This is a genomic window from Haematobacter missouriensis (assembly GCF_000740775.1).
In the GTDB taxonomy this organism is placed as follows: domain Bacteria; phylum Pseudomonadota; class Alphaproteobacteria; order Rhodobacterales; family Rhodobacteraceae; genus Haematobacter; species Haematobacter missouriensis.
This window is the reverse complement of the sequence record NZ_JFGS01000008.1, coordinates 74539-97900: the sequence shown is the minus strand read 5'-3', so window position 1 is coordinate 97900 and position 23362 is coordinate 74539. Positions and strand designations below refer to the sequence as shown.

Annotated in this window: 18 protein-coding genes; 8 read left to right on the top strand and 10 right to left on the bottom strand. The window is 65.2% G+C overall.

Features of this window, described 5'->3' with window-relative positions; all coding sequences use genetic code 11:
* Nucleotides 1–22: 22 nt before the first annotated feature.
* Genes CG51_RS08465 through CG51_RS08440 form a run of 6 tightly spaced genes read right to left on the bottom strand, consistent with a single transcriptional unit; the run spans nt 23 to nt 7496 of the window.
* Nucleotides 23–1585 carry an O-antigen ligase family protein gene (locus CG51_RS08465; protein ID WP_035743925.1) on the bottom strand — a complete coding sequence of 521 codons (1563 nt, stop codon included), beginning with the start codon at nt 1583–1585 and terminating at the stop codon, nt 23–25.
* Nucleotides 1582–2250 carry a tyrosine-protein kinase family protein gene (locus tag CG51_RS08460; RefSeq protein ID WP_035743924.1) on the bottom strand — a complete coding sequence of 223 codons (669 nt, stop codon included), beginning with the start codon at nt 2248–2250 and terminating at the stop codon, nt 1582–1584. The genes CG51_RS08465 and CG51_RS08460 overlap by 4 nt, the downstream gene beginning before the upstream one ends.
* Nucleotides 2247–3755: a GumC family protein gene (locus tag CG51_RS08455; protein ID WP_143412936.1), complete on the bottom strand. Its 1509-nt coding sequence runs from the start codon at nt 3753–3755 to the stop codon at nt 2247–2249. Before CG51_RS08455 ends, CG51_RS08460 begins: the two co-directional genes overlap by 4 nt.
* A 5-nt stretch (nt 3756–3760) precedes the next feature.
* Nucleotides 3761–5182 (bottom strand): lipopolysaccharide biosynthesis protein, encoded by a 1422-nt coding sequence (locus tag CG51_RS08450; RefSeq protein ID WP_035743921.1) that lies wholly within the window; start codon nt 5180–5182, stop codon nt 3761–3763.
* A complete protein-coding gene (locus CG51_RS08445; RefSeq protein WP_035743920.1) occupies nt 5179–6279 on the bottom strand; it encodes a glycosyltransferase in 1101 nt (366 codons plus the stop codon). Before CG51_RS08445 ends, CG51_RS08450 begins: the two co-directional genes overlap by 4 nt.
* Complete coding sequence (locus tag CG51_RS08440; RefSeq protein WP_198947622.1) at nt 6273–7496, bottom strand: DegT/DnrJ/EryC1/StrS family aminotransferase; 1224 nt, start codon at nt 7494–7496, stop codon at nt 6273–6275. The genes CG51_RS08445 and CG51_RS08440 overlap by 7 nt, the downstream gene beginning before the upstream one ends.
* A gap of 336 nt (nt 7497–7832) precedes the next feature.
* Between CG51_RS08440 and CG51_RS08435 the strand changes: the two genes are divergently transcribed.
* Genes CG51_RS08435 through CG51_RS08425 form a run of 3 tightly spaced genes read left to right on the top strand, consistent with a single transcriptional unit; the run spans nt 7833 to nt 11178 of the window.
* Nucleotides 7833–8774 (top strand): glycosyltransferase family 2 protein, encoded by a 942-nt coding sequence (locus CG51_RS08435; protein ID WP_035743918.1) that lies wholly within the window; start codon nt 7833–7835, stop codon nt 8772–8774.
* On the top strand, nt 8771–10093 hold the full coding sequence (locus tag CG51_RS08430) for a right-handed parallel beta-helix repeat-containing protein (RefSeq protein ID WP_051930274.1): 1323 nt from the start codon (nt 8771–8773) through the stop codon (nt 10091–10093). The genes CG51_RS08435 and CG51_RS08430 overlap by 4 nt, the downstream gene beginning before the upstream one ends.
* A complete protein-coding gene (locus CG51_RS08425; protein WP_051930272.1) occupies nt 10090–11178 on the top strand; it encodes a glycosyltransferase family 4 protein in 1089 nt (362 codons plus the stop codon). Before CG51_RS08430 ends, CG51_RS08425 begins: the two co-directional genes overlap by 4 nt.
* Here CG51_RS08425 and CG51_RS08420 read toward each other — a convergent pair.
* The 4 genes from CG51_RS08420 to CG51_RS20375 form a co-directional block, all read right to left on the bottom strand.
* Nucleotides 11175–12659, bottom strand: a complete 1485-nt coding sequence (locus CG51_RS08420; protein WP_158212520.1) for a right-handed parallel beta-helix repeat-containing protein — start codon at nt 12657–12659, stop codon at nt 11175–11177. The two genes, CG51_RS08425 and CG51_RS08420, sit on opposite strands and share 4 nt — an antisense overlap.
* A gap of 90 nt (nt 12660–12749) precedes the next feature.
* Nucleotides 12750–13940, bottom strand: coding sequence for a polysaccharide biosynthesis/export family protein (locus CG51_RS08415; RefSeq protein ID WP_035743914.1), 1191 nt, complete (start codon nt 13938–13940; stop codon nt 12750–12752).
* Nucleotides 13941–14194: 254 nt separating this feature from the next.
* Nucleotides 14195–16729: a response regulator gene (locus tag CG51_RS08410; RefSeq protein WP_051930270.1), complete on the bottom strand. Its 2535-nt coding sequence runs from the start codon at nt 16727–16729 to the stop codon at nt 14195–14197.
* On the bottom strand, nt 16726–17013 hold the full coding sequence (locus tag CG51_RS20375; protein ID WP_158212519.1) for a hypothetical protein: 288 nt from the start codon (nt 17011–17013) through the stop codon (nt 16726–16728). The genes CG51_RS08410 and CG51_RS20375 overlap by 4 nt, the downstream gene beginning before the upstream one ends.
* 238 nt (nt 17014–17251) lie before the next feature.
* Between CG51_RS20375 and CG51_RS08400 the strand changes: the two genes are divergently transcribed.
* The 5 genes from CG51_RS08400 to CG51_RS08380 all read left to right on the top strand — a co-directional run bounded on the left by CG51_RS08400 (nt 17252) and on the right by CG51_RS08380 (nt 23011).
* Complete coding sequence (locus tag CG51_RS08400) at nt 17252–18373, top strand: ABC transporter permease (RefSeq protein WP_233141169.1); 1122 nt, start codon at nt 17252–17254, stop codon at nt 18371–18373.
* Entirely contained in the window at nt 18374–19156 is a 783-nt protein-coding gene (locus tag CG51_RS08395; RefSeq protein ID WP_035743911.1) for an ABC transporter ATP-binding protein, read from the top strand.
* A gap of 9 nt (nt 19157–19165) precedes the next feature.
* Nucleotides 19166–20896 (top strand): MCE family protein, encoded by a 1731-nt coding sequence (locus CG51_RS08390; protein WP_035743908.1) that lies wholly within the window; start codon nt 19166–19168, stop codon nt 20894–20896.
* A gap of 4 nt (nt 20897–20900) precedes the next feature.
* Complete coding sequence (locus CG51_RS08385; RefSeq protein WP_035743907.1) at nt 20901–21515, top strand: ABC-type transport auxiliary lipoprotein family protein; 615 nt, start codon at nt 20901–20903, stop codon at nt 21513–21515.
* Nucleotides 21516–21667: 152 nt separating this feature from the next.
* The gene (locus CG51_RS08380; RefSeq protein WP_035743905.1) at nt 21668–23011 is read left to right on the top strand and encodes an efflux transporter outer membrane subunit; all 1344 of its coding nucleotides are present in this window, start codon (nt 21668–21670) and stop codon (nt 23009–23011) included.
* Nucleotides 23012–23362 lie beyond the last annotated feature (351 nt).

The following is a 23362-nucleotide window of genomic DNA, read 5'->3' as shown; positions in this document are numbered from 1 at the left end:
AGTAGAATTCCCGAATGGTTTTTCATAATAGTGGTTGTCTTCCGGCTGCGAGCAATCGCGGCGGGCGCCTAGACTTCTCCACATCTGGAATGGCGCGCGGTTCTGAAAGAAAAAACTCTTCGTTGATAAGTGCTGTCTGAAGAAGCCCCAGGAGCACGGCGATGACCTGCGAGACCGGAAGGCTCAAGCGAAAGCCGGGATCGATGGTGCCGTGAAGCAGATGGGCGACAAGGCCGAATGCCACGCCAAGAGAAATGGAACGACTGAGAGGTGATCTGTAATTAAGGAAGCCGCGAATTCCAAGATAGATACCGATGCCGAATATTCCCAGAAATCCGGAAAATCCGATAATTCCCACCTCTACCGCAGCGAAAAGATACATATTGTGAACGACGTGGTTAACCGGGCCGAAAAGCCCCGTCGCACCGGTTTTGTCCAATCGCGAAAAAGCGGGCGCAAAATTGTTCAGACCCTGGCCGATGAATGGCGAGTTCATGAAGACCTGCCATGCGGCATGGTTCATCGTCGAGCGGTGAGAGAGGCTGCCGCCGTCATCGCCGAACATCCGCTCCATCGCCTGGCCCCCGAACAGGCCGACCATGACGAGCGTCAGGAACAGGCCCGTGCCGATGACCGCCAGCCCGCGCGGCGTCAGGAAACGGTGCCGCGCGAGAAGCCATGCCTCTATCGGCAGCAGTAACCCCATGGCAAGCCAACCGCCGCGCGACAGGCTGAGCGCCAACCCTGCCAGCCCCAGTGTCACCGCCAGACCGAACAGCATGTGGTTGCCCACACCCCGGGCCATCAGCCACGCGCCGAACAGCAGCGGCAACATCAGCTCATAGAAGTAGGCCAGCATGTTGGGATTGCCGAGCGTGCCGGTGGAGCGGACCTTGGCTTCGAAGTCGACGGATTCGATGGCCACCCCCTGATCGCCAAGAAAGCCCAGGCCCAGCCCGGTGCCACCCACCCCCTGCGCGATGGAGATCAGCGCCTGAAAGATCATCGTCACGGCCAGTGCCTGCAGGAAGAACCACAGCCGGTCCGGTGTGATGTTCGCCACCGTCACCATGAGGAGCAGCAGCATCGACAGCCGCAGGATCTCGAACCAGACCAGCGCCGGATCGGGCGCTTTCAGAAGGCTCAGCACGCCCGCGGCCGCATAGGCCAGCCACGGCAGCATGACGAGCACCGGCATCCTCAGGCTCCGCCCCGCCAGCAGCCACAGGCCAAGCACGGTCAGGGCGGCGAGAAAGCTCAGCGTGATGGTGACCCCCGCCGCGCCACCGACATTCTCAACGTAGTGCCCGACCGTATTCACATGCAGAAACAGCGTGAAGGATACGGCGAGCGGCAGGCCGAACGCCAGGAGCAGCAGCATCCACCGCTCCGCCTGACCAATGGCGATCAGCCCCAGAAACCCCGCCAGGCAGCCGAAGGCCAGCCCGCCCGCGATGAAGATCTTCGTCGGCGCAAAGATCAGCACCATCGTCAGCACGCCAGTCGCCACGCCAGCCAAAAGGACCGGCAGAAGTACCGGAAGGAGCGTCCCGGCGCGCGGGCAGATGGGGGCCGCGATGCTCATGGCGCGACCCTGTTGAGGATCAGCCCGTCGATCTGCGCGCCCACTGTCGCCAGCGCGTCAGCGGCCGCCATCACGGCGTCGCTGGTGCTTTGGCCCGCATCGACCACAAGGTATATCTCGTCCGCCTTCTGACCGATCAGCAGCATGTCTGGCGCCGCTCCGATGGGGGGACAGTCGAGCAAAAGGAAATCGAACCTCCCGGTCGCCCCGTCGATCAGCGTTTCCAGCCGTCGGGGATGGAGGAGCGCGGCTGCGTCCTGCGTCTCCTCCAACCCGGCGGAGATGACGGGCGGGCGCAGATCGTTCGGCAGTTGCAGCGCCTCTGCCAGCGGAAGGCGGCCGGTGAGCAGCTGCGCGAGGCCGGGGCGGCGGGACAGGGCGAGCAGCCCCTCCACGGCAGGACGGCGCAGGTTGGCCTCCACCAGCAGGGCGCGGGCGCGGAATTCGGAATGCAGCGCAGCGGCAAGCCCGGTGGCGAAAGTGGTGACACCGGCACCCGGCGTCAGCGCGGTGATCGCGACGGTGACCGGCCGTTCCTCTACCCGCCGCGCCTGCCGGGCGATGAGCGCCCCGGCAAGCCCGCGGGCATGTCTGGCAGCGGCTCGCAGCCGAGCTGCGCCGGGAGAGGTGTCGTAGAGGGCAAGGGGGAGGGAGGGCGCGTTCATGACAACCTCGCAACGGTTGCGACCACGGGAAGGCCAAGGCGACGTTCCACATCGGGGGGGCGGCGCAGGCGCCGGTCGGTCAGGCCAAGAAAAATGGCGAGCGCCGTGCCTGCCAGCAGGCCGAAGAGCCCCCCGATGGCCAGCACGAGCGAGCGTTTCGGCGCGGCGGGCTCCGCCGGCACGGTCACCGCCCCGAATTGCGCGGTGGAGGTGACGTTCAGCCGGTCCAGCGCCTCGTTCAGCCGCAGGCGTTCGTACTGGCGCTGATACTCCTCCAGCCTCTCGCGCTGACGGGTGACATTCTGGCCGAGAGACTCGAATTGAAGCGCACCCTCGTTGATCCGTTGGAGTGCCGCCCGACGATCGGCGATGCGGGCTTCGACCTGCGCCATCCGCTCGCCACTGGAACGCAGGAGGCCGTCGATCTGCCGGTTGAGCGTGTCGTGCTTGCGCTCCCGCAGGCTCGCGATCTCCTCCGTTACTTCACGGACCTCTCGGGCATCCTCCGAATAACGGCTGGCAAGGCGGCTCCGCTCCGTGGAGGCGGCGACATAGCTTTCGTCGAGCGCTGTCAGCGGGGTCGCATTCAGCATGGCCGGAGTTTCGACCCATTCCGCCCCGTCGTTGAAGTCCGCGGTCACCTGCGCGCGCGTCTGACGCAGGTCCTCCGTCTCCGCCTGCAACCTGTCACGGTCCTTCTCCATCTCGGAAATGGCGGTCAAAGCGAGGTCGCGCTCCACGTCGAGCCGGGTCATGTCGGAGCTGCGCTGAAAGGCCGAGAAGGCCTCTTCAGCGCCATGCAGGTCCTGTTCGGCGAGGGTCACCTGGTCGCGGTAGAAATCGGCGGACGCGGTGGAGGAATGGATGGCCACGTGCCGCGCCTGGTAGGCATCGAGATAACGTTGCAGGGCGTAGGCCGCGAACCGCGGATCGTCCCAGACGAACTCCGCCTGGATGATGTCGGTTTCCTTGATGTAATTGACGTTGAACGCATCCATATAGGCCTGCGCGATCTTCTCCTCCGGGTGCTTTCCGGCCCCCAGGCCGAGCATCGTGTGAAGACCGCCCACCGCAGTCTTCACGACGCCTGCCACACCGCCCAGCACCCGCCCGACGAAAGAGGAGGCAGCGGTGTCATGCGCGGCAAGCTCTGCCTGTTTGGCCTGAAGATCGGCAAAGATCTCATTGGTGAGTGTTGGATCGCGCAGGATCTCGATCTCGTTGTTGATGCTCTGCGGACGTTCCTGAAAGATGACGTTCTGCTGGGGGACCTGTGCCACCTGAAGCGCGCTGAATTTCTCTCGTCCGACCTTCACCAGCATCTTGGTGGAAGCGACATAGGCCGGGCCTGTCATCATCAGGTAGCCGAGCGCCGTGACTGCAGCCACCGCCGCGACCATGAGGATCAGCCGCCAGCGCTCCCGGATCATCGTGGCGAGTTCCGCGAGCGTCAGCGGCCGGTCGGAGGCGGAGGGCAATGCAGGGGAGCGGGGAGGGGGTGTCATCTGGATCACCGCGCTTGCAGGGGCTGAAGGGGATTGCGAACCTCTCCGGCGCGCAGAAGGCCGGAGAACAGGATGATGAGGGCATAGACCGCTAGCCCCGCGACGCCGCCCAGCGTCTCCGACAAAGGGCGGAGGGCGAGCATGGTGACCGTCATGGCGGCCCCGGCGAACAACACCCAGAGGATGAGGCGGCGGGCGAGCAGCCCCTCCACCCGTGCGCGGACGACGATGAGCGGCACCCCGGCGATGACCGCTTCCGCGGCAACCGCGCTCCACGCCGCGCCCTGCGGCCCGAGGCGGGACACGAGCAGCGGGCAGAGCACCAGGTTCACCGCCAGCGCCGCCGCCGCCGCCGGGATCAGCATGCCCTGCCGACCGATCGCGACGATCACCGGCAGCAGCGCCATGCCGATGGCGGTCAGCGCGAGCTGCATCGACAGGATCGCCGCGACGGGCGCGCTTGCCGCGAAGGCAGGACCGTAGATCAGGCCGACCACCGGCCCGGCGAGGAGCGGCGCCGCCAGCACGACCGGAAGGCCGAAGGCCAGCGCCAGCGCTAGCGCCCGCTGTGCCGCGCCGGTGACGGCGCCGTCCTGATGAAGCCGCGTGAGGATGACGAACATCGGCGTGATCGCGGTGGCCACCAGCGCCGCGCCAAGCTCCAGAAACCGTTGCGCGGCAAAGAAGATCGCGAGATCCTCCGGCCCGCGCAGCCATTGCAGTACGGCAATCGCCAAGCGCAGGTTCAACATGGCGAGCAGGCCGGAAAGGCCGAGCGGTCCGGCGATGCGCAGGATCGGCAGGGCATGTTCCGCCACACGCCCGAATCCGACGCCCATCAGCCGCCAGCAGAGCGCGAGCCCCAGCCCGGCATAGGCCAGCCCCGCCAGCATATGCGCCCCGATCAGCAGGTCCGGCCGCCCGGGCGCGAGCCACAGGACCGGCGCCGCCGTGCATACCAGCACCGTGACATAGAGATATCCGGCCAGACGCGAATACTGCGGCTGCCCACCCACCTGAAACACCGGCTCGAAGAAGCGGGCGCCCAGCAGCGGGGTCAGCAGGCAGGCGAGCGTCATCACCGTCCAGAGCGAGGGGGGCAGGAACAGATAGGTCGCTCCCGCCCCCACGAGCCCCGCGACAAGAGAAATTGCCAGACGAAGCGCCACGAAACTGCCCAGCATTTCCCCCTGCTCCGCCGCGGGTGTGGCGGTCAACAGCGTGCCAAGCGCTGCCGTTGTTCCCAGATCGGCGAAGGACCACACGATGGCCAGGAACCCCACGCCAAGCGCGTAGGTCCCCACATCGGTCAGGCTCATCACATGGCTGGCCGCGATCAGGATGCCTGCGCCGCCCGCAACATACAGGAACCGGCCCAGAGCCTGGGCGGCGAGGTTGCGGCGATACTCGCGGGCCTCGCGGCTCATACCGCCTCCGCCCGTCCGGCGTTCTGTATGCGCCCGCCCGGAACGGCGGGGCCCCCGATCCATGCCTCGCCGTCACGCACCCGCTCGAACAGGTGCACGTAGTCCCGCGCCATGCGCGCCACGTCAAAGCGCTCCTCCGCCCAGCGGCGACAGGCCGCCGGGTCGAGCTGGCCGACATTGCGCATCGCCTCCGCCAGATCCTTCGTGCCATCGACGAGAAACCCCGAAACGCCGTGGTCGATCTGCTCCGGCAAGCCGCCGGAGCGATAGGCGATCACCGGCGTTCCGCAGGCCAGCGCCTGGATCACCACCATCGGCAGCGCATCCATCCAACGGGGCGTCTGGACCAGCGCCCGCGCCGCGCCCAGCACGGCGGGGAGGTCGTTCGTCTCCCCCTTCCAGCGGATTCCGCGGCCCAGCATGGTCAGCGGGCGCACCACGGCGGAGTAATAGAGCCGGTGCTCCGGCACACCGTAGATGTCGAGCGGCACGCCCGCCCGCAGCGCGGCGAGAATGGCCTCATGCTGCGCCTTGTAGGGGGCGACCTTGGCGATATGCACGATGGGCGCCGTCTTTTGCCGCACGAAACGGTAGCGGCTGAGATCGACGCCATAGTTCACATGCGGCATCCCGCCGCCGATCGCTTCGGCATGTCCGCGCCCTGCGGCGACGATGTTGGGGCGCTGGTAATCCGGCCCCACCGGGATGCAGCTCGATATCAGGAAGGGGAACCGCTCGGGATGCCGGAGGACATAAAGGTTCTCGAACGACCAGTCGTGGATCACATCCACCGGGTCGGCCTCCAGCGCGGCCTTCATGATCTCGTACAGCGGCTCCTCGCTCAGCCTGTCGGCGGCCTTGTTCACGCCGGTCAGCTCCCGCCCGGGCGCGGGGATCGGGATGAGCCTGCCGCTGCTCCGGCTGCCCTCGCGGGCGAAGAGCGTCACGTCATGACCCTGCCGGATCAGCTCTTCGCAGTATTCGTGAACCACGCGCTCGATCCCGCCGTAGCCGTTGGGCGGCGTCGCGCGATAGACGGTGGAGACGACGGCGACGCGCAGCGGCTGGCCTGCTCGGAGAGGCCGGAATGTCAGCATGAGAACCACTCCAGAACGCGCCGCACAGCGGTGCAGGCGGCTTCGACCTCGTCATCCGTCATCGCGCTGGAAAGCGGCAGCGACAGGGTGCGCTCGCTCACCCGATCCGCGTTCGGCAGATCCTGCCAACCGATGACCTTTACCGAGCGGAAGCCGCTCAGCAGATGCACACCACGGTAATGCACGCCCACGCCGACATTCTCCGCCTGAACGGCATTGAGCACGCCATCCCGATCGACGCTCAGCTCCCCGGGCCGGATCTGCACGGCAAAGAGGTGGTAGGCATGGCGGGATGACGGGTCGGGCAGGGGCGGCAGGTCGAGGGGCAGGCCCGTCAGCGCGGCGCGGTAGCGGGCGACGATCTCCTTTCGCCGCCGGAACCGCCGCTCCACCCCGGCGAGCTGGACCCGGCCGATGGCGGCGGCGATGTCGTTCATGTTGTATTTCCACCCGACCTCCGGCACGTCATAATGTTGGTATCCCGCCGCCGAAAATCGCTTCCACGCATCGCGGCTCAACCCGTGCAGGCTCAGCATGCGTGCCCGCTCCATGAGCGCCGGATCACGGGCGACGAACATGCCGCCCTCTCCCGTGGTGAGCGTCTTGTTGGCGTAGAAGCTGAAGCAGCCTATCGCCCCGATCGTGCCTGCATGAGCGCCGCGCCACGTCGTCTCAACCGCATGAGCGCAATCCTCCACCACCGGCAGGCCGGCGGCATCGGCGATGGCCATGATCGGCTCCATGTCGCAGATCCGCCCGTACATGTGGACGACGATGATGGCCCGCGTCCGCGGGGTGATGCGCGCGGCGATCTGCTCTGGCAGGATGTTGCCGGTCTCCGGGTCGCAGTCGCATAGTACTGGGGTCGCCCCGGCATGGAGAATGGCGCTCACCGTTGCGCAAAAGGTCATCGCGGTGGTGATGACCTCGTCTCCCGGCTCCAGGTCGAGAACCTGCATCGCCAGATGCAGCGCCGCCGTCGCAGAATTGACCGCCACCGCGCCAGAAGCGCCGATGTAATTCGCAAAGGACTCCTCAAACCTCCGCGTTTCGGGTCCGGCACCGATCCACAGGCTGGAGATCACCGCCCCCACGCTGTCGATTTCTTCCTGCCCTATGTCGGGCTTTCCAAAGACGATAAAGGATCCCCGTTCGCGAATGGGAGCGCTTCCGAAGATCGCCGGTTTTTGCTTGGCGTGGATGCCACTCATATCCATGGGAAATCCTTCGCGACAAATTTTCAATGCACTTTCCTGTCCATAAGCAGGAAAGTATGGGCAGAGCGCGGACGGAATTAGTCTTTACGACTTATTATAATTAGAACTGCTCGGAATATTTTTAGGACGTGTCTCGTTCGGATATTTATGTGCGGAATAATCGCAAACTATTATAATAAGAAATGGGGCCATCAACGTCTGGTTGTCTCGATAATAAGTTTGTTATGGCGATCTCGTTAACAATTCACGACCGGAAGCTCGACTTGTCAAGAAAACATTTGCGTGTATTATTCGGTCCCGTTGATTATCTCCTGTGAAAGGGAGGGTGTTCAGGAAATGGAACAACCCGCGATTTCAATTATTATCCCGACCTACAACCGAAAGGATGCACTGAAGCGGTGCTTGGATGCGTTGCGCAAACAGGTTTTGCATAATGCTAAATTCGAGGTTCTGGTAATTGACGATGGTTCGGCAGAAGCCATTCAACCTCCGGTACAAGAATACGCCCCGATTCGAATCACCTGCATCAGGCAGAAGCAGGCTGGCGCGAATGCGGCCCGCAATCGCGGGTTGTCAGAAGCGCGCGCGCCGATTGTGCTGTTTCTGAACGACGATACGATCGCGGAGCCGGATCTGCTCGCCCGCCATCTGGCGCTTCATGACCGCTTCCCCGAGGAGGAGGTGGCCGTGCTGGGCCGGATGACCATCCACCCCGATTTCGCCGCCAATCCGCTTTCGCCGCTGCATCATGACGCTTCCTTCGCGCCGCTCGCTGGGCGGCAGGAAGTGGACTGGACCGCGTTCTTCACCTGCAACCTGTCGGTCAAGGCTGCGTTTCTCGCCCGTCATGGCCGATTTGACGAAACGCTTCGCTGGCACGAGGATATCGAACTCGGCCAGCGTCTCGCACCGCACGGGCTGCGGCTGCTCTACGCGCCGGAGGCCCTGGGCTATCACTGGCATTCGCTGGACGAGACGCAGTTCCTTCGCATCGCGGAGCGGGAGGGAACCGCGCTGGCGCTGTGGTGGAAGAAGGCGCCCGATCTCGCCCCCGTGCTCGGCGCGCTCGGCATGGTCGGACCGGAGGCGCTGCCCCCCGCTTTCCGCCACCGACTGGGGGATGCCGCCTTCGCCTCTTTCGGAGATGCCGCAGCGCTACGCCTGGCGGAGCAGGTCAGCCCCCTCGCCCCCGGCCTGTCCCGCGCGATCTGGCGCAAGGTCTTTCAGTTCCGCAAGCGCCGCGCCATCAGGGATGAGCTGTCGCGGGTGGCTTCGTGAGCGTCGCGCTCTCCCGCCGCGCATTGCTGGCGCTGGCCACCCTGCCACTCCTGACGCCGCTCCGGGCGGGCGCGGGCGAGGTCATCACCACCGACCGGCCGGGGGAGGTGCCCTGGGCCAGCCTGCCGCCGGGCACGGAGGTGGTGATCCGGGCCGGCCGCTACGACATGCCGCTCCTCATGCCGACCAGGGGAACTGCGGACCGGCCGATCCTGATCCGCGCGGAAACTCCGGGCAGCTCCCGTTTCACCCAGCCCATCCACCTTGACGGCGCGCGCCACACCATCCTCCGCGATGTCACGATGACGGGCACGGAGCATTCGGCCATCGTCCTGCAACAAGGGGCGGAGGCGGTGACCGTGGAGGGCTGTCTGCTGCAGGATACCGCGCTCGGGATCTGGATCGGCAACGGGGCGGGGGCGGGGCACCGGCTGATCGGCAACCGGCTCGAACGCTGCCGGACGATGGGGATTGCGATCGACGCCCTGAACGCCGCGCCGGGGCGGGAGACGTGGATTCAGCGCAATGAAATACTCGACACCGGCATCCATGGCATGGAAATCCATGGCAGCCATTACATCGTCACCCATAACGCGGTCCGTCGCAGCGGACAGAGGAGCGCCGGCTGCTCCGGTATCCATACCTTCTGCCGGGCGCCGGAGGATGATCATGGCAAGAACAATGTCATCGCCTTCAACATCTGCTCCGACACGCGGGAGGTGGAGGCGCAGGACGGCAACGGAATTCAGGCCGATCAGTGGTGCGACGACAATCTGATCGCCTTCAACATATGCTACGGAAACGACGGGGCGGGGATCAATCTCTATGATGCCTCGCGCACGGTGGTGGTCAACAACACCCTTGTCGGCAACATGCGCGATCCGGGCCGGACCCATGCCTATCCGGCGGAGATCACGCTCTCCTCCGACTATACCCGGCGCATGGCGCGCCCCTCCGGCAACCGCATCGAAAACAACATCTGCGTTGCCACGCGGAGAGAGACGACCGCGCTTTGGGTGGAGGCGACGGCAGGCTCCATGCCCCAGCGGATCGGCAACAACCTCGTTTACAACACGGCGGGTGGAGAGGCTTTTTTCTGGGCGCCACGGCATTGGCGGGGCAGTTCGGCAGAAGTCTGGACGGGCTTTACCGGCGGGGTTGATCGTGTGGGCGATCCGCGTTTCTACGATATCGACCGGCCGGGGCAGGAGGGGTTCCGTCTCCGTCCCGACTCGCCGGCCCGGGGGCTTGCGGTAAAGGATGCCGCGCTTTCGCTGCTCGATGTCACCCCCACCGCCCTGGGCGCGGTGCAGGCATGAGGCCGCTTCGGATCGCCGTGGACGCGCATGTGCTGGACGGAAAACCACAGGGGAGCCGGACATGGCTGCGGGAAACGCTGGCCCGCGCCATTCCCGCCGCGGGGGAAATCCGCTGGCTGCTCCATGCCCATGACAGCGCCTCGCTCGGCCCGCTCGCTGCGCTGCCGAATGTCGAGTTCCGCCCCATACCCTATCGCCGAAGCATCGCGCGGCTCGGGCTCTACTGGCCCCGCGTGATCGCGACGCGGGAAGCGGATTTCCACCTTTTCCAGTACCACGGGCCGCCCGTCTATCGGGAGCGGCAGATCCTCGTTCTTCACGATCTGCTGTTCGAGAGCCACCCGGATTTCTTCCCCCCCCTCATGCGCAAACGCCTGCAGACGCTGGTTCGCAGCGGCGCGCGGCGGGCGGCGGCGCTGCTCACGGTGTCCGACTGGACGCGGGATGAGATCGCCCGCCGTTACGCCCTGCCTGCAGGGCGGGTGTTCCTCGCGCCGAACGGCGCGCCGTCCTTTCGGGGCGGTCGCGCGGGCGACGGCAGGACGGTGCTTTTCGTCGGGCGCATCGAGCCGCGCAAGAACCTCGGCCTGCTCCTCGATGCGCTCGATCTGATGAGGACACCCCACAGGCGGCTCATTGTCATAGGTCGTCCCGATTTCGGTGCCGACGCCGTGATCGCGCGGATGGCGGGGCGGGGCGACATCGCCTTTTTGCCCGATGCCTCGGACAAGGTGCTCGCTGGCTGGTATCGCCGCGCCGGGGTGCTGGCCTATCCGAGCAGGGGGGAGGGGTTCGGCATCCCGCTGGTCGAGGCATTGTCTCTCGGCCTGCCGGTCGTCGCCAGCAGGGCGACAGCGATCCCCGAGGTCGCGGGTCCCTTCGCCCGGTATTTCGATCCCGAGGCCGTGGATGCCGCGCCGCGGCTCGCACATCTGCTGGATGAGGCCCTGGCCGATACCGCGCCCCCTGCCACGGATGCGATCGCGCGTCACCTCTCCCGTTTCACATGGGAAAAATCGGCAGAAGGTCTGTTGGCCGCCATCAGCCATGCGGCAGATCAGAGAACCGCGCGGCGCGCCTCCTAGGCAAGCAACCAGTCGCCCACCAGCCCGACGGTGCTGTCCCACCCCTCCAACTCCGCGGGCCGGCCGTCGAGTATCAGTTGCAGACCGTTGAGATCATGCTCCATCTCACCCACCGGGGCTGCGGCGAGGGTAAACCCCTCGGCCCGATCCTCCCCATGCCGCGCGGAGGCGGCAAGCGCCTCGGCCGTGGCTAGGGTGGCCGCGCCATCCTGCACCAACGGCCCCGTTGGACTTTGCCACAGATTTGCGTCGAACGTGTTGTTCAGGGGCGCGGATTCAACGTCCACGTAAAGCGCAAACCCTTGAGAATGATCGGAAAGAACCGTGTTTGCCGTAATCACGTTGTCATGCGTGAGGTTGGTGCCAAGTTCAGGATTGCTGTTAACCAGCAGCTCCGCCACGACGGTATGGCCGCCGCTGCGGTCCAGCAGATTACCGAACAGCGTGTTGCCCGCCACGGTGTTTCCCGCTGCACCGTGGATGCCGATGCCCGCGCCGTCATTGGAAAAGGCGAAGTTGTTCTCGACACGATTGCCGCTGGTGTAATGATCCAGAAGAATGCCGATACCGTCATTCCCGCCGCTGTCCAGATTGCCGTAGGACACATTGCCGGAGATCACATTGTCCCGCCCCAACCCCTCCGAAAGCGCGCGGGCATAGACATGGATGCCGGACGCCCCCTCGACCAGTCGCCCGTTTCCAAAGACCGTATTTCCGTCAATCAGCGTATTGTTCGCATAGATGTCTATCCCATGGCTACCGTTGAAGGATACGGTATTCCCTTCGATCCGGTTGCCATGATCTGCGGGCGTTGTGACGCGATCCAGGGCAATGCCGAAGCCCAGATTTCCCGAGACGTTGTTGCCCGAAATCACGTTGTCGCCGCCCGAGGTCTGGGAGAACCAGATGCCGGCTGCATTTCCGGTGATGGTGTTGTCGCTGATCTTCAGCCCGCGCGCGCCTTCGGTGAGCGTGACGCCCGCGTAATCGCTGCCCCTGATGTCGAACCCTGCCAGGCCACCGCCCGTCGCGCCGTCAAACACGACGCTTCCCAGAAGGGTGGCGGGTCCGTTGCCATAACTGCCGACGGTGATATCGCCACCCGAGATGATGATGTTTCCCTCCCAGATCGTGCCCGCCTTCTGAAGATAGGAGGTGCCGTCTTTCCAGGTCACGTCATGCCAGCTCCGAAATGGGGCGGCCATGCTGCCATCACCCGACGCAGCAGCCGTCGGATCTATGTAGATCGTGGCGGGTGAGGCAGTGGGGAGTGCCTTTGCCATCGCCAGGTCCTCGGTGGCTGACAGGTTCTCCCCCCTGCCGGCTGCGACCTCCACCCGTGCGGGTGGTGTGATCGTGGCGATATCATGGAGGAAAAGATCGGGAAGAAGCGGCGCCTTTTCCGTTGTTTCTTCCTGCCGCATGTCCGTGACCTGCGCCAGGTCATCCGGTAAAGGTTTTGCCTGACTGGCTTTGGTCAAGGATACCTCCATCATTTCGGGAAGTTCCCCCTGGGGATCAGCTTTCCCAAACCGATCAGCATCCCCAAACCCCGGAACGGCGATGCGCTTTTACTGACTGACGCTCTTGCGGGCGACCATGAGCACATCGCCCGGCTCAACGCGTGTTGTCAGTCCTATGGGGCCGCTGACGGGTGCGTCGTCGCGTATGATGCTGAAGTCATACTGCCCGATTGTTTCGTTATTGGAAAGACTACTGCTACCCGTCGCTTCCATCAGCGCGCCTTCCGCCCGCAGTGAATTGTTCAAGCTGCTCAGTTGGGTCTGCGTGTCGCGCAATTCCGTCAGCAAGGATTCCCGGAACCCGGCCTCGATATCAACCATCCGCTCCTCGAGTTCGATCACCGCGACACGGGACTGGTTGCGCAGGATGTTGCTCTGCATCTGGTTGCCGCGAGTATTGTCCTCTTCCCGCATGATGTCATTCACGCGCTCGGACGTGACCATGCCGCGGTCCCGCGCCTCACGCAGTTTGGCGAGTTCGCCGGAGAGTTCCTCCAGCATGGAGGTCTGCTGCGCAATCCGGGCATCATGGGCGGCCATTTCCTCCTGCCGGGCTGCGCTATTGGAACGCAGGATCTCGATCTGCCGTTCCTTCTGGCCAAGCCGGGTGGTGAGGAGCTGGCGCTCCTTCTCAAGAAGGGGCGCGGCGGCCGCATCACTCAGACCCGCCTCGGATGGGGTGATGTCGAAATCATGGTCCCCGGCAAGTTCGGCATTCAGTCGGGCGGCGCGGATCAGAAGGGCGCCCCTCTGCAGCGCTGCATCGGCATGGGCCTGCTCGGCGCGCGTGCCGATGACCATTTCGTTCAGGGGGTCGCCGGAATCCAGCCGCCGCCCGAAGCCGCCGGCAAGGGCGACCGCCTGCATGACCGTCAGCTTGGCGCGATGCGGATAGCCACCGGGCTGCGAAACGGCTCCGGCGATATAGAACGGGCGGCGCTGGACGATCTGAATGGCAACTGAGGGATCTCGCACTGTCTCCGCCGCTTTCGACGTCACGACAGCCTCGAAATCCCGGAGCGTCAACCCCTCCGCCGACACAAGCCCGATGCCCGGGAGGGATATTGCGCCATCGTCCTGTACGACATAGGTGCCATTCGACTCTCCCCGCTGGAGAATTGTGAGCGCGACTTCATCCCCGGGCCCCAGACGATAGACTTCCGGCTCGGCAGAGAGGGGGCTTGCGGACATCGCGAGCAGCAGAACAATGGCACCACGCATGCCCAGAGAGCCACGCATCTGGCGCAGAGCCTTTGCCGATCGACCGGACAATTTCACGATAACTGATCCTCGTCATCTGGCCGGGCGCAGAAAGCGGCATCGGGCCTGTTGCAAATGGCTATTGAGTGTAAAATCCCATAAATATTACGATGTACGGTTTTTTCGGTCCATCACGATCACGCGTGGGCTAGCACGCCACGACATGTTTTGTGGGATTTGCCGCATTTCCGGGCAGGTTGGATCACAGTACCCCCAGAGCGGAGGCGCGCTCTTCAACCAAAGCGCGTGACCTTTGTCGCTTCGTCATCGGGAGGTGACTCGATCAGGGCTCTCGTTGCGGTGAGCACCGGCAGAAGGGCCTGCTCAAGCGCGGGGAGTCGGGCCAATGCCTGTTCCTCCGCGCCGCGCTCCAGCATATCCTCGATGTCGCTTGCGATGTCGCGCACAGCCGCCGCTTCTATCGTCGCCGCGTCGCCCCGGAGAGCGTGCGCAAGCCGCCGCGCCTCCACCGGCTGCTGGAGATGCAGCAACCCCGCTATATCGTTCGGGGCGGACGCATAGGCCGCTGCAAAGTGCTGGAGCAGGCGGCGAAGCAGGTCACGCTTGCCGCTCACCCGCCGAAGCGCGGCGTCGAGGTCTATCGGAGGCCCGCTCGCGGAAGCCGCGGTTTCCGAGGTGTCGATTGCCACCGGTTTCAGCCAGCGGTCGAGCGTATGGACCAGAAGGGCCGGATCCACGGGCTTCGCGATATGATCGTCCATTCCGGCGTCGAAACAACGCTGTCGCTCATGTTCATGCGCATGGGCGGTCATCGCGATGATCGGCAGGTCCGAAAAGGCGGGCAGCGCACGGATAGCACGGGTCGCGGCAAGTCCGTCCATCTCTGGCATCTGCACATCCATGAGCACCGCAGCATAGCTGCCGCCCTGGGCCGTCACACGCTCGACCGCGATCCTGCCGTTCGCGGCAGTGTCGATGCGAAGCCCGGCATCTGTCAGAAGCGCCGTCGCGATCTCCCGGTTTATGTCGTTGTCCTCAACCAGCAGTACCCGCGCCCCCAGAAGCCGCTCGGAAACCATGGGAGCCCTGACCGCCTCCCGCCGCTCCTCGGGGAAAAGACGCGACAGCGTGGTCATCATCGCCTGAGGATCGACAGGTTTGGCAAGAAAGGCGGCGATCTGTTCCACGCCGTGCTCCCCGGCGAAGGTGTCGGCGCCGTAGGCGGTGACGACCACGATGGCAGGCAACTTTGGCAGGGCCAACGCCTTCAGCGCATTGAGCGTATCCATCCCGTCCATCTCGGGCATCTTCCAGTCGAGCAGCAGCAGGTCGTATGGACTGGCTGCTCCGGCTGCGGCGGCCACGGCGGCCACGGCCTCCGACCCGGAGGCGACCAGATCGGCCTCCATCCCCCAGCCGGTGAAGAATTCCGCCAGCAGTTGCCGCGCCGCCGGGTTGTCATCGACAAGGAGCACGCGAAGGCTGCGGAGCCGTTCACAGGGGATCAGTGGCGCGTCCTGCGCGAGGCCGAATGTGACGGTTGCGAGGAACGTGCTGCCTCGGCCGGGCTCGCTCTGCACCGAGATGCCGCCGCCCATTGTCTCCACGATCTGGCGGCAGATGGCGAGGCCGAGCCCCGTCCCGCCGAAACGTCGGGTGGTGGAACTGTCGGCCTGCGCGAAGGGTGAGAAAAGTCTCGCCTGCTGATCCGTCGTCATGCCGATCCCCGTATCGCTGACGGAAACCTCAATCGTCGCGCGTTCATTGGCCGCTGAGGTGAGACGGGCGGAGATGGTGACGGTGCCACCGCTGGAGAACTTTACAGCGTTGCCGATGAGGTTCAGCAACACCTGCCCGAAGCGATGGGCGTCGCCGACGACGACATGGGGCAGGTCATGGCCCAGCCGGAGTTGCAGCGCGACGCCCTTGATGTCGGCCTCCGCCCCCATCATCTGCACCTGCGCCTCTATCACCTTGCGGATGTCGAAGGGTCGCTCTTCGAGGGAGAGCCTGCCTGCCTCATTCTTGGAGTAATCGAGAATGTCGTTGATGACGCGGAGCAGTGTCTCTCCTGCGGCACTGATCTTGCGGACATGCTCATCCTGCCGGCTCGTCAATGTGCCGCGCTGAAGCAGGTGGCAAAATCCCAGAATGGCGTTCATGGGCGTGCGGATTTCGTGGCTCATGTTGGCAAGGAACAAGCCCTTGGACTGGTTGGCTGCCTCCGCCTCCTGCCTGCGCTCAGTCAGCCGGTCGTTGGCAAGGCTGAGCTCCGCGTGAAGCTGTCGGATCCTGTGGAAACGGTAGACGACCATGCGGATGAGCCATACCAGAACTCCGGTCTGGAATGCGACGATGGCGGCGTGAAGCAACACGCGTGCCAGATGGGCATCGCTTGGAAACACCAGCCCCGGCATCAGAACAAGCAAAATGAGATGGTGCAGCCCGGTGACCAGAGCCGCCGCGAGCGTGGCGCGCTCATCGAACCAGGCGATGGTGAGGGCGAGCATGGCGAAGAAATACATGTGCCAGTCCATCTGCCAGGAATGGCCGTTCAGCAGTGCGAGGATCACCGCAGGCTCCGCCACCAGCGCCACGGCGGAGAGAAAACGCGTCGGCGGCGTGGTCCCGTGGCGGTGCCACGTCAGGTGATAGGCCCCCGCGATGAAAACGCCTGCCCCCAAGGCCTGGCTCACCGAACGCCCACTCAGCTGTGCGATCACCGCCAGAAGCGGTACATGCGCCCAGAGAAGCGGGATGAGAAACCGTCCGAAGCGGTGGCGGAGGGCGTCGAGTTCCTGGTTCATTTCGTCTCCTCCGGCCCGAGGCAGCCAGCTGGTCGCGGTGCGGGCATGACAAGCCAGGCGCCCGCCTTCCGCGCGGCTGAGGGAAAGGACGGAGAAGCGGAGCCCGCGATGACGAAATTGCCCACGCCACCCAGCTCGATCAGCGCTCCGCCCGACTCGCCCACGATACGGAGGACTTCCCCCGGCCCCGCCCATGGAGGGCCGAGGACCACGTACTGTCCCGGCGTGCCCGGCCAAAGGGACACGACTGCCAGCGCAGGAAGGCCCAGGGCGACCATCAGCATCGCGGGCATCATGTCTCGCAGAGAAAAGGGGTGATCCCGCATCCTTCCACTTGCTCCAGCCAACCTGCTCCACGATGTGAAACTAGCGGCGAAGGTTTTCCGGAAGGTTAACCGCGCGTGCGGCTCCGATCGGAAATAAGGTCCCTCAAAGCCACCGCGCGGCTGCCGGGGCCAGGCGACGTGTTGCTTCGCCCCGCTCCGCATGCTACTCTCGGCGGAAAGAACGGCGGAGTAGTGCGTGGCCGAAGCGACGGTAACGATGGAGGACACCGGCGGCGGCACGCGCGCGACGCTGTCGGGCGATTTTCGCGTGGCGGGGGTGGAGGCGCTCCGCGACCAGTTCAAAAGCATCGGCGGAGCGGGGCCGGTCGTCGTCGATGTCTCTGGCGTGGAGAAGCTGGACACGGCGGGCGCCTGGGCGCTGGTTTCGCTGCAGCGGCGCCTGAAAGCGGAGAAGGTCGAACTGCGGTTCGAGGGGCTGGACGAGCCGCGGCGTGCCCTGATGGACACGGTAAGCGCGGCGATGGACAAGACCGCCCCGCCTGAGCAGGTTCCGCACGGCGCCCGCGTCTGGCTGGAGAACGTGGGCCGCGCGGTGGTCGGCGCCTGGATCGCCACGCTGGAGCTTGTCAATCTTCTGGGGGTCGTCCTCGCACGGCTGTGGAGAGACATCCTGCGTCCGAAAGAGCTCAGGATCACGGCCCTCGTCTCTCATATGCAGCAGGCTGGCCTGAACGCGGCGCCGATCGCGGCGCTCATGTCCTTCCTCATCGGAGTGGTGCTGGCCTATATGGGCGCGGTACTGCTGCGACAATTCGGCGCGGAGATCTTCGTTGTCGATCTCATCGCCATCGCGGTACTCCGTGAACTCGGTGTCCTGCTCACCGCGATCATCGTGGCCGGACGTTCCGGCTCCGCTTTCACCGCGTCCATAGGCACGATGAAGATGCGGGAGGAAATCGACGCGATGCGGGTGCTGGGGCTTGATCCCGTCCAGATGCTGGTGCTGCCGCGGGTGCTGGGGCTGTTCATCATGCTGCCGCTGCTGACAGTGATCGCGGACTTTGCGGGGTTGCTGGGCGGGGGATTGATGGCGTGGATATCGCTCGACATTTCGCCGGGCATGTTCGTCTCCCGCCTCTCCGATGCGATCGGGGTCTGGCACTATCTCGTCGGGCTGATCAAGGCGCCCTTCTTCGCGGTCATCATCGCCCTCATCGGTTGCAATAACGGGCTGAAGGTGGGCGGCGACGCAGAAAGCCTTGGCCGGCTGACATCGGCCTCCGTGGTGCTTGCGATTTTTCTGGTGATCCTCGTGGACGCGCTGTTCGCCATCTTCTTTGCCACGGTGGGGGTCTGAATGGCGCAGGATGGCGGACGCGAAGTGGTGATCGAGGTGCGCGGCCTCGTCAACAAGTTCGGCAGCCAGGTCGTGCATGACGGTCTGGATCTCGATGTCTATCGGGGAGAGGTGCTGGGCATCGTCGGGGGTTCCGGCACGGGCAAGTCGGTGCTGCTGCGCTCCATCGTCGGTCTGAACCGGCCGACGGCGGGGACGATCAAGGTGTTCGGCACCGATGTGCTGAATGCGACGGAGGCGGAACAGGAGGACATCAGCCGCCGCTGGGGGGTTCTGTTTCAGCAGGGCGCGCTGTTTTCCTCCATGACCGTGCAGGAGAATGTGGAAACCCCGATGCGGGAGATGGCGCATATCTCCGCCGATCTCCGCCCGGAACTCGCACGGCTGAAGGTGGCGATGTCGGGGCTGCCGGCAGATGCCTGCGCGAAATACCCGTCCGAACTGTCCGGGGGGATGCAGAAGCGCGCCGGTCTGGCACGCGCCCTCGCCCTCGACCCCGACATCGTCTTTCTCGACGAGCCGACAGCTGGGCTGGATCCGATCGGCGCGACCGAGTTCGACGAACTCATCAAGCAGCTGAAGGAATCGCTCGGCCTGACGGTGTTCATGGTCACGCATGATCTCGACAGCCTGCACGCCATCTGTGACCGGGTGGCGGTGTTGGCGGAAAAGAAAGTACTGGTGACGGGCACGATGGCAGACATGCTGAAGGTCGATCAGCCTTGGGTGAAAGAGTATTTCCACGGTCCTCGCGCCCGGGCGGCGCTGTCGACCTCGGAGTAAGGAGAGGGCATGGAAACCCGGGCCAATTACCTGCTGATCGGAACCGTGACGATCGCCCTCATCTTGGCGGGGCTGGGGTTTTTCCTCTGGCTCGCCAAGTTTCAGGTCGATCGGCAATATGCTCATTATGACATCGTGTTCGATAGCGTCTCCGGGCTCAGTCGCTCCTCGGACGTGCGGTTGAGCGGGGTGTCGGTGGGGCAGGTCTCCTCTCTCGCGCTCGACCCCGACGGGCGGGTGCGGGTGCAGGTGGAAGTTGCCGCCAACACCCCCCTGCGGGAGGATGCGACGGCGCAGCTTCGCGCACAGGGCGTGACGGGGACGTCCTTCGTAGCACTCTCTCCCGGTGATGCCTCAAAGCCGCTTCTGCGGGAAGGCCGGTCGGGTACGCCGGAGATCCAGGCGCAGCGCTCCATCGTCGAGTCCCTGACCGAGGACGCACCGGACCTGGTGGCGGAGGCGCTGAACCTCATCAAGCAGGTGCAGGGCATCGTCAGCCCGGAAAATCAGCAGCACGTGACCCAGATCCTCGCCAACGTGGAATCGGCTTCGGGCGCCTTTCAGCAGGCGATCGGAGATTTCTCGAACATTTCCAACGCGGTCTCCTCCGCTACCGGGCAAATTTCGACCTTCACCGATCGGCTCGGCCCTCTGGCGGATTCCATCCAGACAGCACTGGGAGAGGCCGAGACGACGATGACCTCCATGAGCGGCGCCTTCGATCAGGCGCGCACCACCCTTGCGACCGCCGATGGAACCCTCAAGACCGTGAGCGACGCAGCGACCACGGCGGACGGGCTGATCCGCAACGATTTCACCACCGCCGCCGTACGCCTGCGCGAGACGATGGATACCGTCAAGACGCTGGCCGACGAGGCGGCGCGACAGATCCCGCCTGTGGTCGCCGCCTATGGGGACACGGCCAATCAGGCGACGGAGCGGCTGGTGGAGCTTCGCACGACGTTTGCCGCGCTGGACGGTGCGGTCGCGGAGGCCACGCAGGCGCTGAGCACCGTGAACGAGGCGGCGGCAAGCGTGAACACGCTTGTCACCGGCGATGGCGCGGCGCTGGTTGCGGATGCCCGCCGGACACTCGCAGGCGCCGAGGAGAGCGTCACCGCCGTGCAGCAGGCCACTACGCAGGATCTGCCGCAGGTCATGCAGGAACTGCGGCAGGCCATCACCACGGTGAACACGACCGTCACGGACATGAGCGGCCAGATCGGCCGTTTCGGCGACAATCTCGGCCCGCTGACGGAGGATGCATCCCGCACGCTCAACACGGCGACGGAAGTGTTTACGCGGGTCAGCCGCACGCTCGACACGCTGGACCCGGCCATCGCATCGGCGGAACGCACGCTCGCGGCCGCGGAGGGCACCTTCACCAGCGCCAACCGCGTGATGGATGAGGATGTCAGCCCTGCAGCGGACGACATCCGCGCCTCCGCCGCCCGAATTAGTACGGCCGTCGAAGGAATATCAAACGATATCCCGGGGATAACGACCGATATGAAGGCAATTCTTACGGATGTGCGCACAACTGTCGGGAACATAGACAGTGTGGTGCGTCAGAGCGGCGCGCCGTTGGGACAGTTCACCGCGCAGGGCCTGCCGCAGATCTCGCGCTTCTTCGTGGAGGCCCAGGCGCTTGTCGCCAAGCTCGACCGTATCGCTGCACAACTTCAGCGGGATCCGGCCCGTTTCCTCCTTACCCCCTCGGCCCCCGATTTCAGGAGATAGACCGATGCGCCTTCCGCTGATCCCCTTCGTCGCGGTGCTGGCGGTTGCCGGCTGCAACTCGCTCTCGTCGCTGGGCAATGCCACGCGGCCGCTCGACACCTATACGCTCCAGACCCTTCCGGTGCAGGCCGGCGTGCGGACATCCTCCCGGTCGCTCTTCGTGGCGGAAGCCTCCGCCCCCGCGGTGATCAGCACCGACCGTGTCGTCATGAAGCCCGGCCCGGTGCAGATCACCTTGCTGCCGAACGCCCGCTGGGCCGATACGGCACCGGGATTGGTGCGCGAGCTGCTGACCCGTTCCCTGTCCGACAGCGGCAGGCTCGGCTATGTGACCTCCGCCTCCTCCGGTCCGCTGCCTGCCTATACGTTGACGACCGAGATCGCTGACTTCCAGGCCCGTCTCACGCCCGGACGCGCCACACCCGCCGAAGCCGTAGTCACTCTCACTCTCAGCGTCGTGCGCAACTCCGACGGACGGCCGCTGGCCAGCCGTCGCTTCACGAGTGCGGTCCCGTCAGAGGACACGACGGCGCTTCCCGTCGTCGTCGCGTTTGACCGTGCAATGAGCAGCATTCTGGCGGAGGCCGTGCCATGGGTGGCGCGTGCGGTCGGCGGGTAATGGCCACTCTGCATTGATGTTCGAAAATTTCGCGACGGAAGGTGATCTGTGCGTCGTTGCACTTCTTGCCGGTTCGTGCGACCGCTTGCCGTGACTTGTGCGCGCAAGCGGACAAACCCGGCATGGTTGCATCATAACGAACGAGCGCTGACGTGAAACGACTGTCTTTGAGCTTCCTCCTCCTCGCTTCCGCCTGCTCTGTCGGGCCAGATTACCGGCAGCCGGAAATCGGGCTTCAGGCGGGCTTTGCGGAGGATGCGGGGGCTGCCAGCGTGGGTGATGTCGCGCTCGACAGGTGGTGGACTTCCTTTGGAGATCAGCGGCTAGACGCACTGGTGGCGCGGGGATTGGCGCAGAATCTGGACATTCAGACCGCCGTGGAGCGGATCAATGCCGCCGGCGCCGCTGTCCGGGCCTCCGGGGGGGCTGCGCTCGTCTCCGGGAGCGTTTCGGGCGATTACAGCCGGTCGAGCTCGCCCAGCGGAAACATCAGCACCGACGGTTCCGGGTCGGCTGCGGCGAACCTTGTCGTGGACATCTTCGGCGGCAAGCGGCGCGGGCTGGAGCGGGCGCGGGCGGAGTTCGACGCGGCGGAGTTCGATGTGGGCACGGCGCGGCTCGCCTTCCTCTCCAGCCTCGTCGGCAACTATATCGACGCGCGGTATTATCAGGAGGCGCTGGCCATCACGCGCAACCTCGTCTCCGCGCGGCAGGAGACGGCGAGCCTTGTGCAGCGGCAGTTCGATCTTGGCACCGGCACGCAGCTTCAGCTGTTGCAGGCGCAGGCGTTGCTGGAATCCACCCGCGCCAACCTCCCCTCGCTGGAGAAGGGGTTCTACATCGCCGTCTATGCGCTCGCGACTCTGCTGGCCGAACCGGCCCAGCCGCTGATGGCGGAGATGGAGCGGGGTGCGGCCCAACCCCGCCCGCGCGGCAAGGACGCGACCGGCGTTCCCGCCGACATTCTGCGCAACCGTCCAGATGTGCGCTCCGCCGAGCGGGGGCTTGCAGCGGCCGTGGCGGCGGTGGGGGTCAGCACGGCGGATCTCTATCCTTCCGTCAACCTGTCGGGCAATGTCACGGCAGGCAGTTCCCATAGCTGGAGCTTCGGCCCCTCCGTCAGCTTGCCGGTGTTGAACCAGCCGCTGCTCCGCGCCAACCGCGATGCCGCCGTCTCTGCCGCCAAGCAGGCAGAGCTGAGCTGGCGGGGTACTGTTCTGGCGGCGGTAGAGGATGTGCAGGCCGCGCAGGCCGCCGTCTCCCGCGATCGGCGCCAGGTGGCGGCCCTCGGCCGCACCGCCGAGGCCTATGCCCGTGCCCGCGACCTCTCGCGGGAGACCTATGAGATAGGGACAACCAGCTTCCTGGATTTTCTGGATTCCGAGCGGTCCATGGGGGATGCGCAGCTTTCTGTGGCTTCTTCTGTGCGGACGCTGGCGAATGACTGGACGAGCCTCCAGATCGCCACCGGTCGTGGCTGGGCCACCGCGCGCTGATCCCCCGCAGGCCGGGGCCACGCCAACCGCGCGGTTGGCGTGCAGCCCGCGGCGGCTCGGACGGCAACGGGCCGGGCTGCAAGGTTCTCGCGGTTGCGGCAGGAAACCAGGACCTGCTGAACCCCGGCTGCGCCTCTGCCGCGACGGCTCGATCAGGCCGGGGGGGAAGGCTTGCGCTCGGTCAAAACCGTCCGGTCGCAGGCTGTCTGGTCAAGCTTTCAGCGCATGGGCCGATGTCCCACACCGCAGGCGCATGAAGATCGGCAACGGCAAAAGACCTGGGCAGGCTGCTGTAAAAGCTTTGTGCCGGTGATGGAGCGGAAATCCTTCGCCATCTGGCGAAAGCCAGCC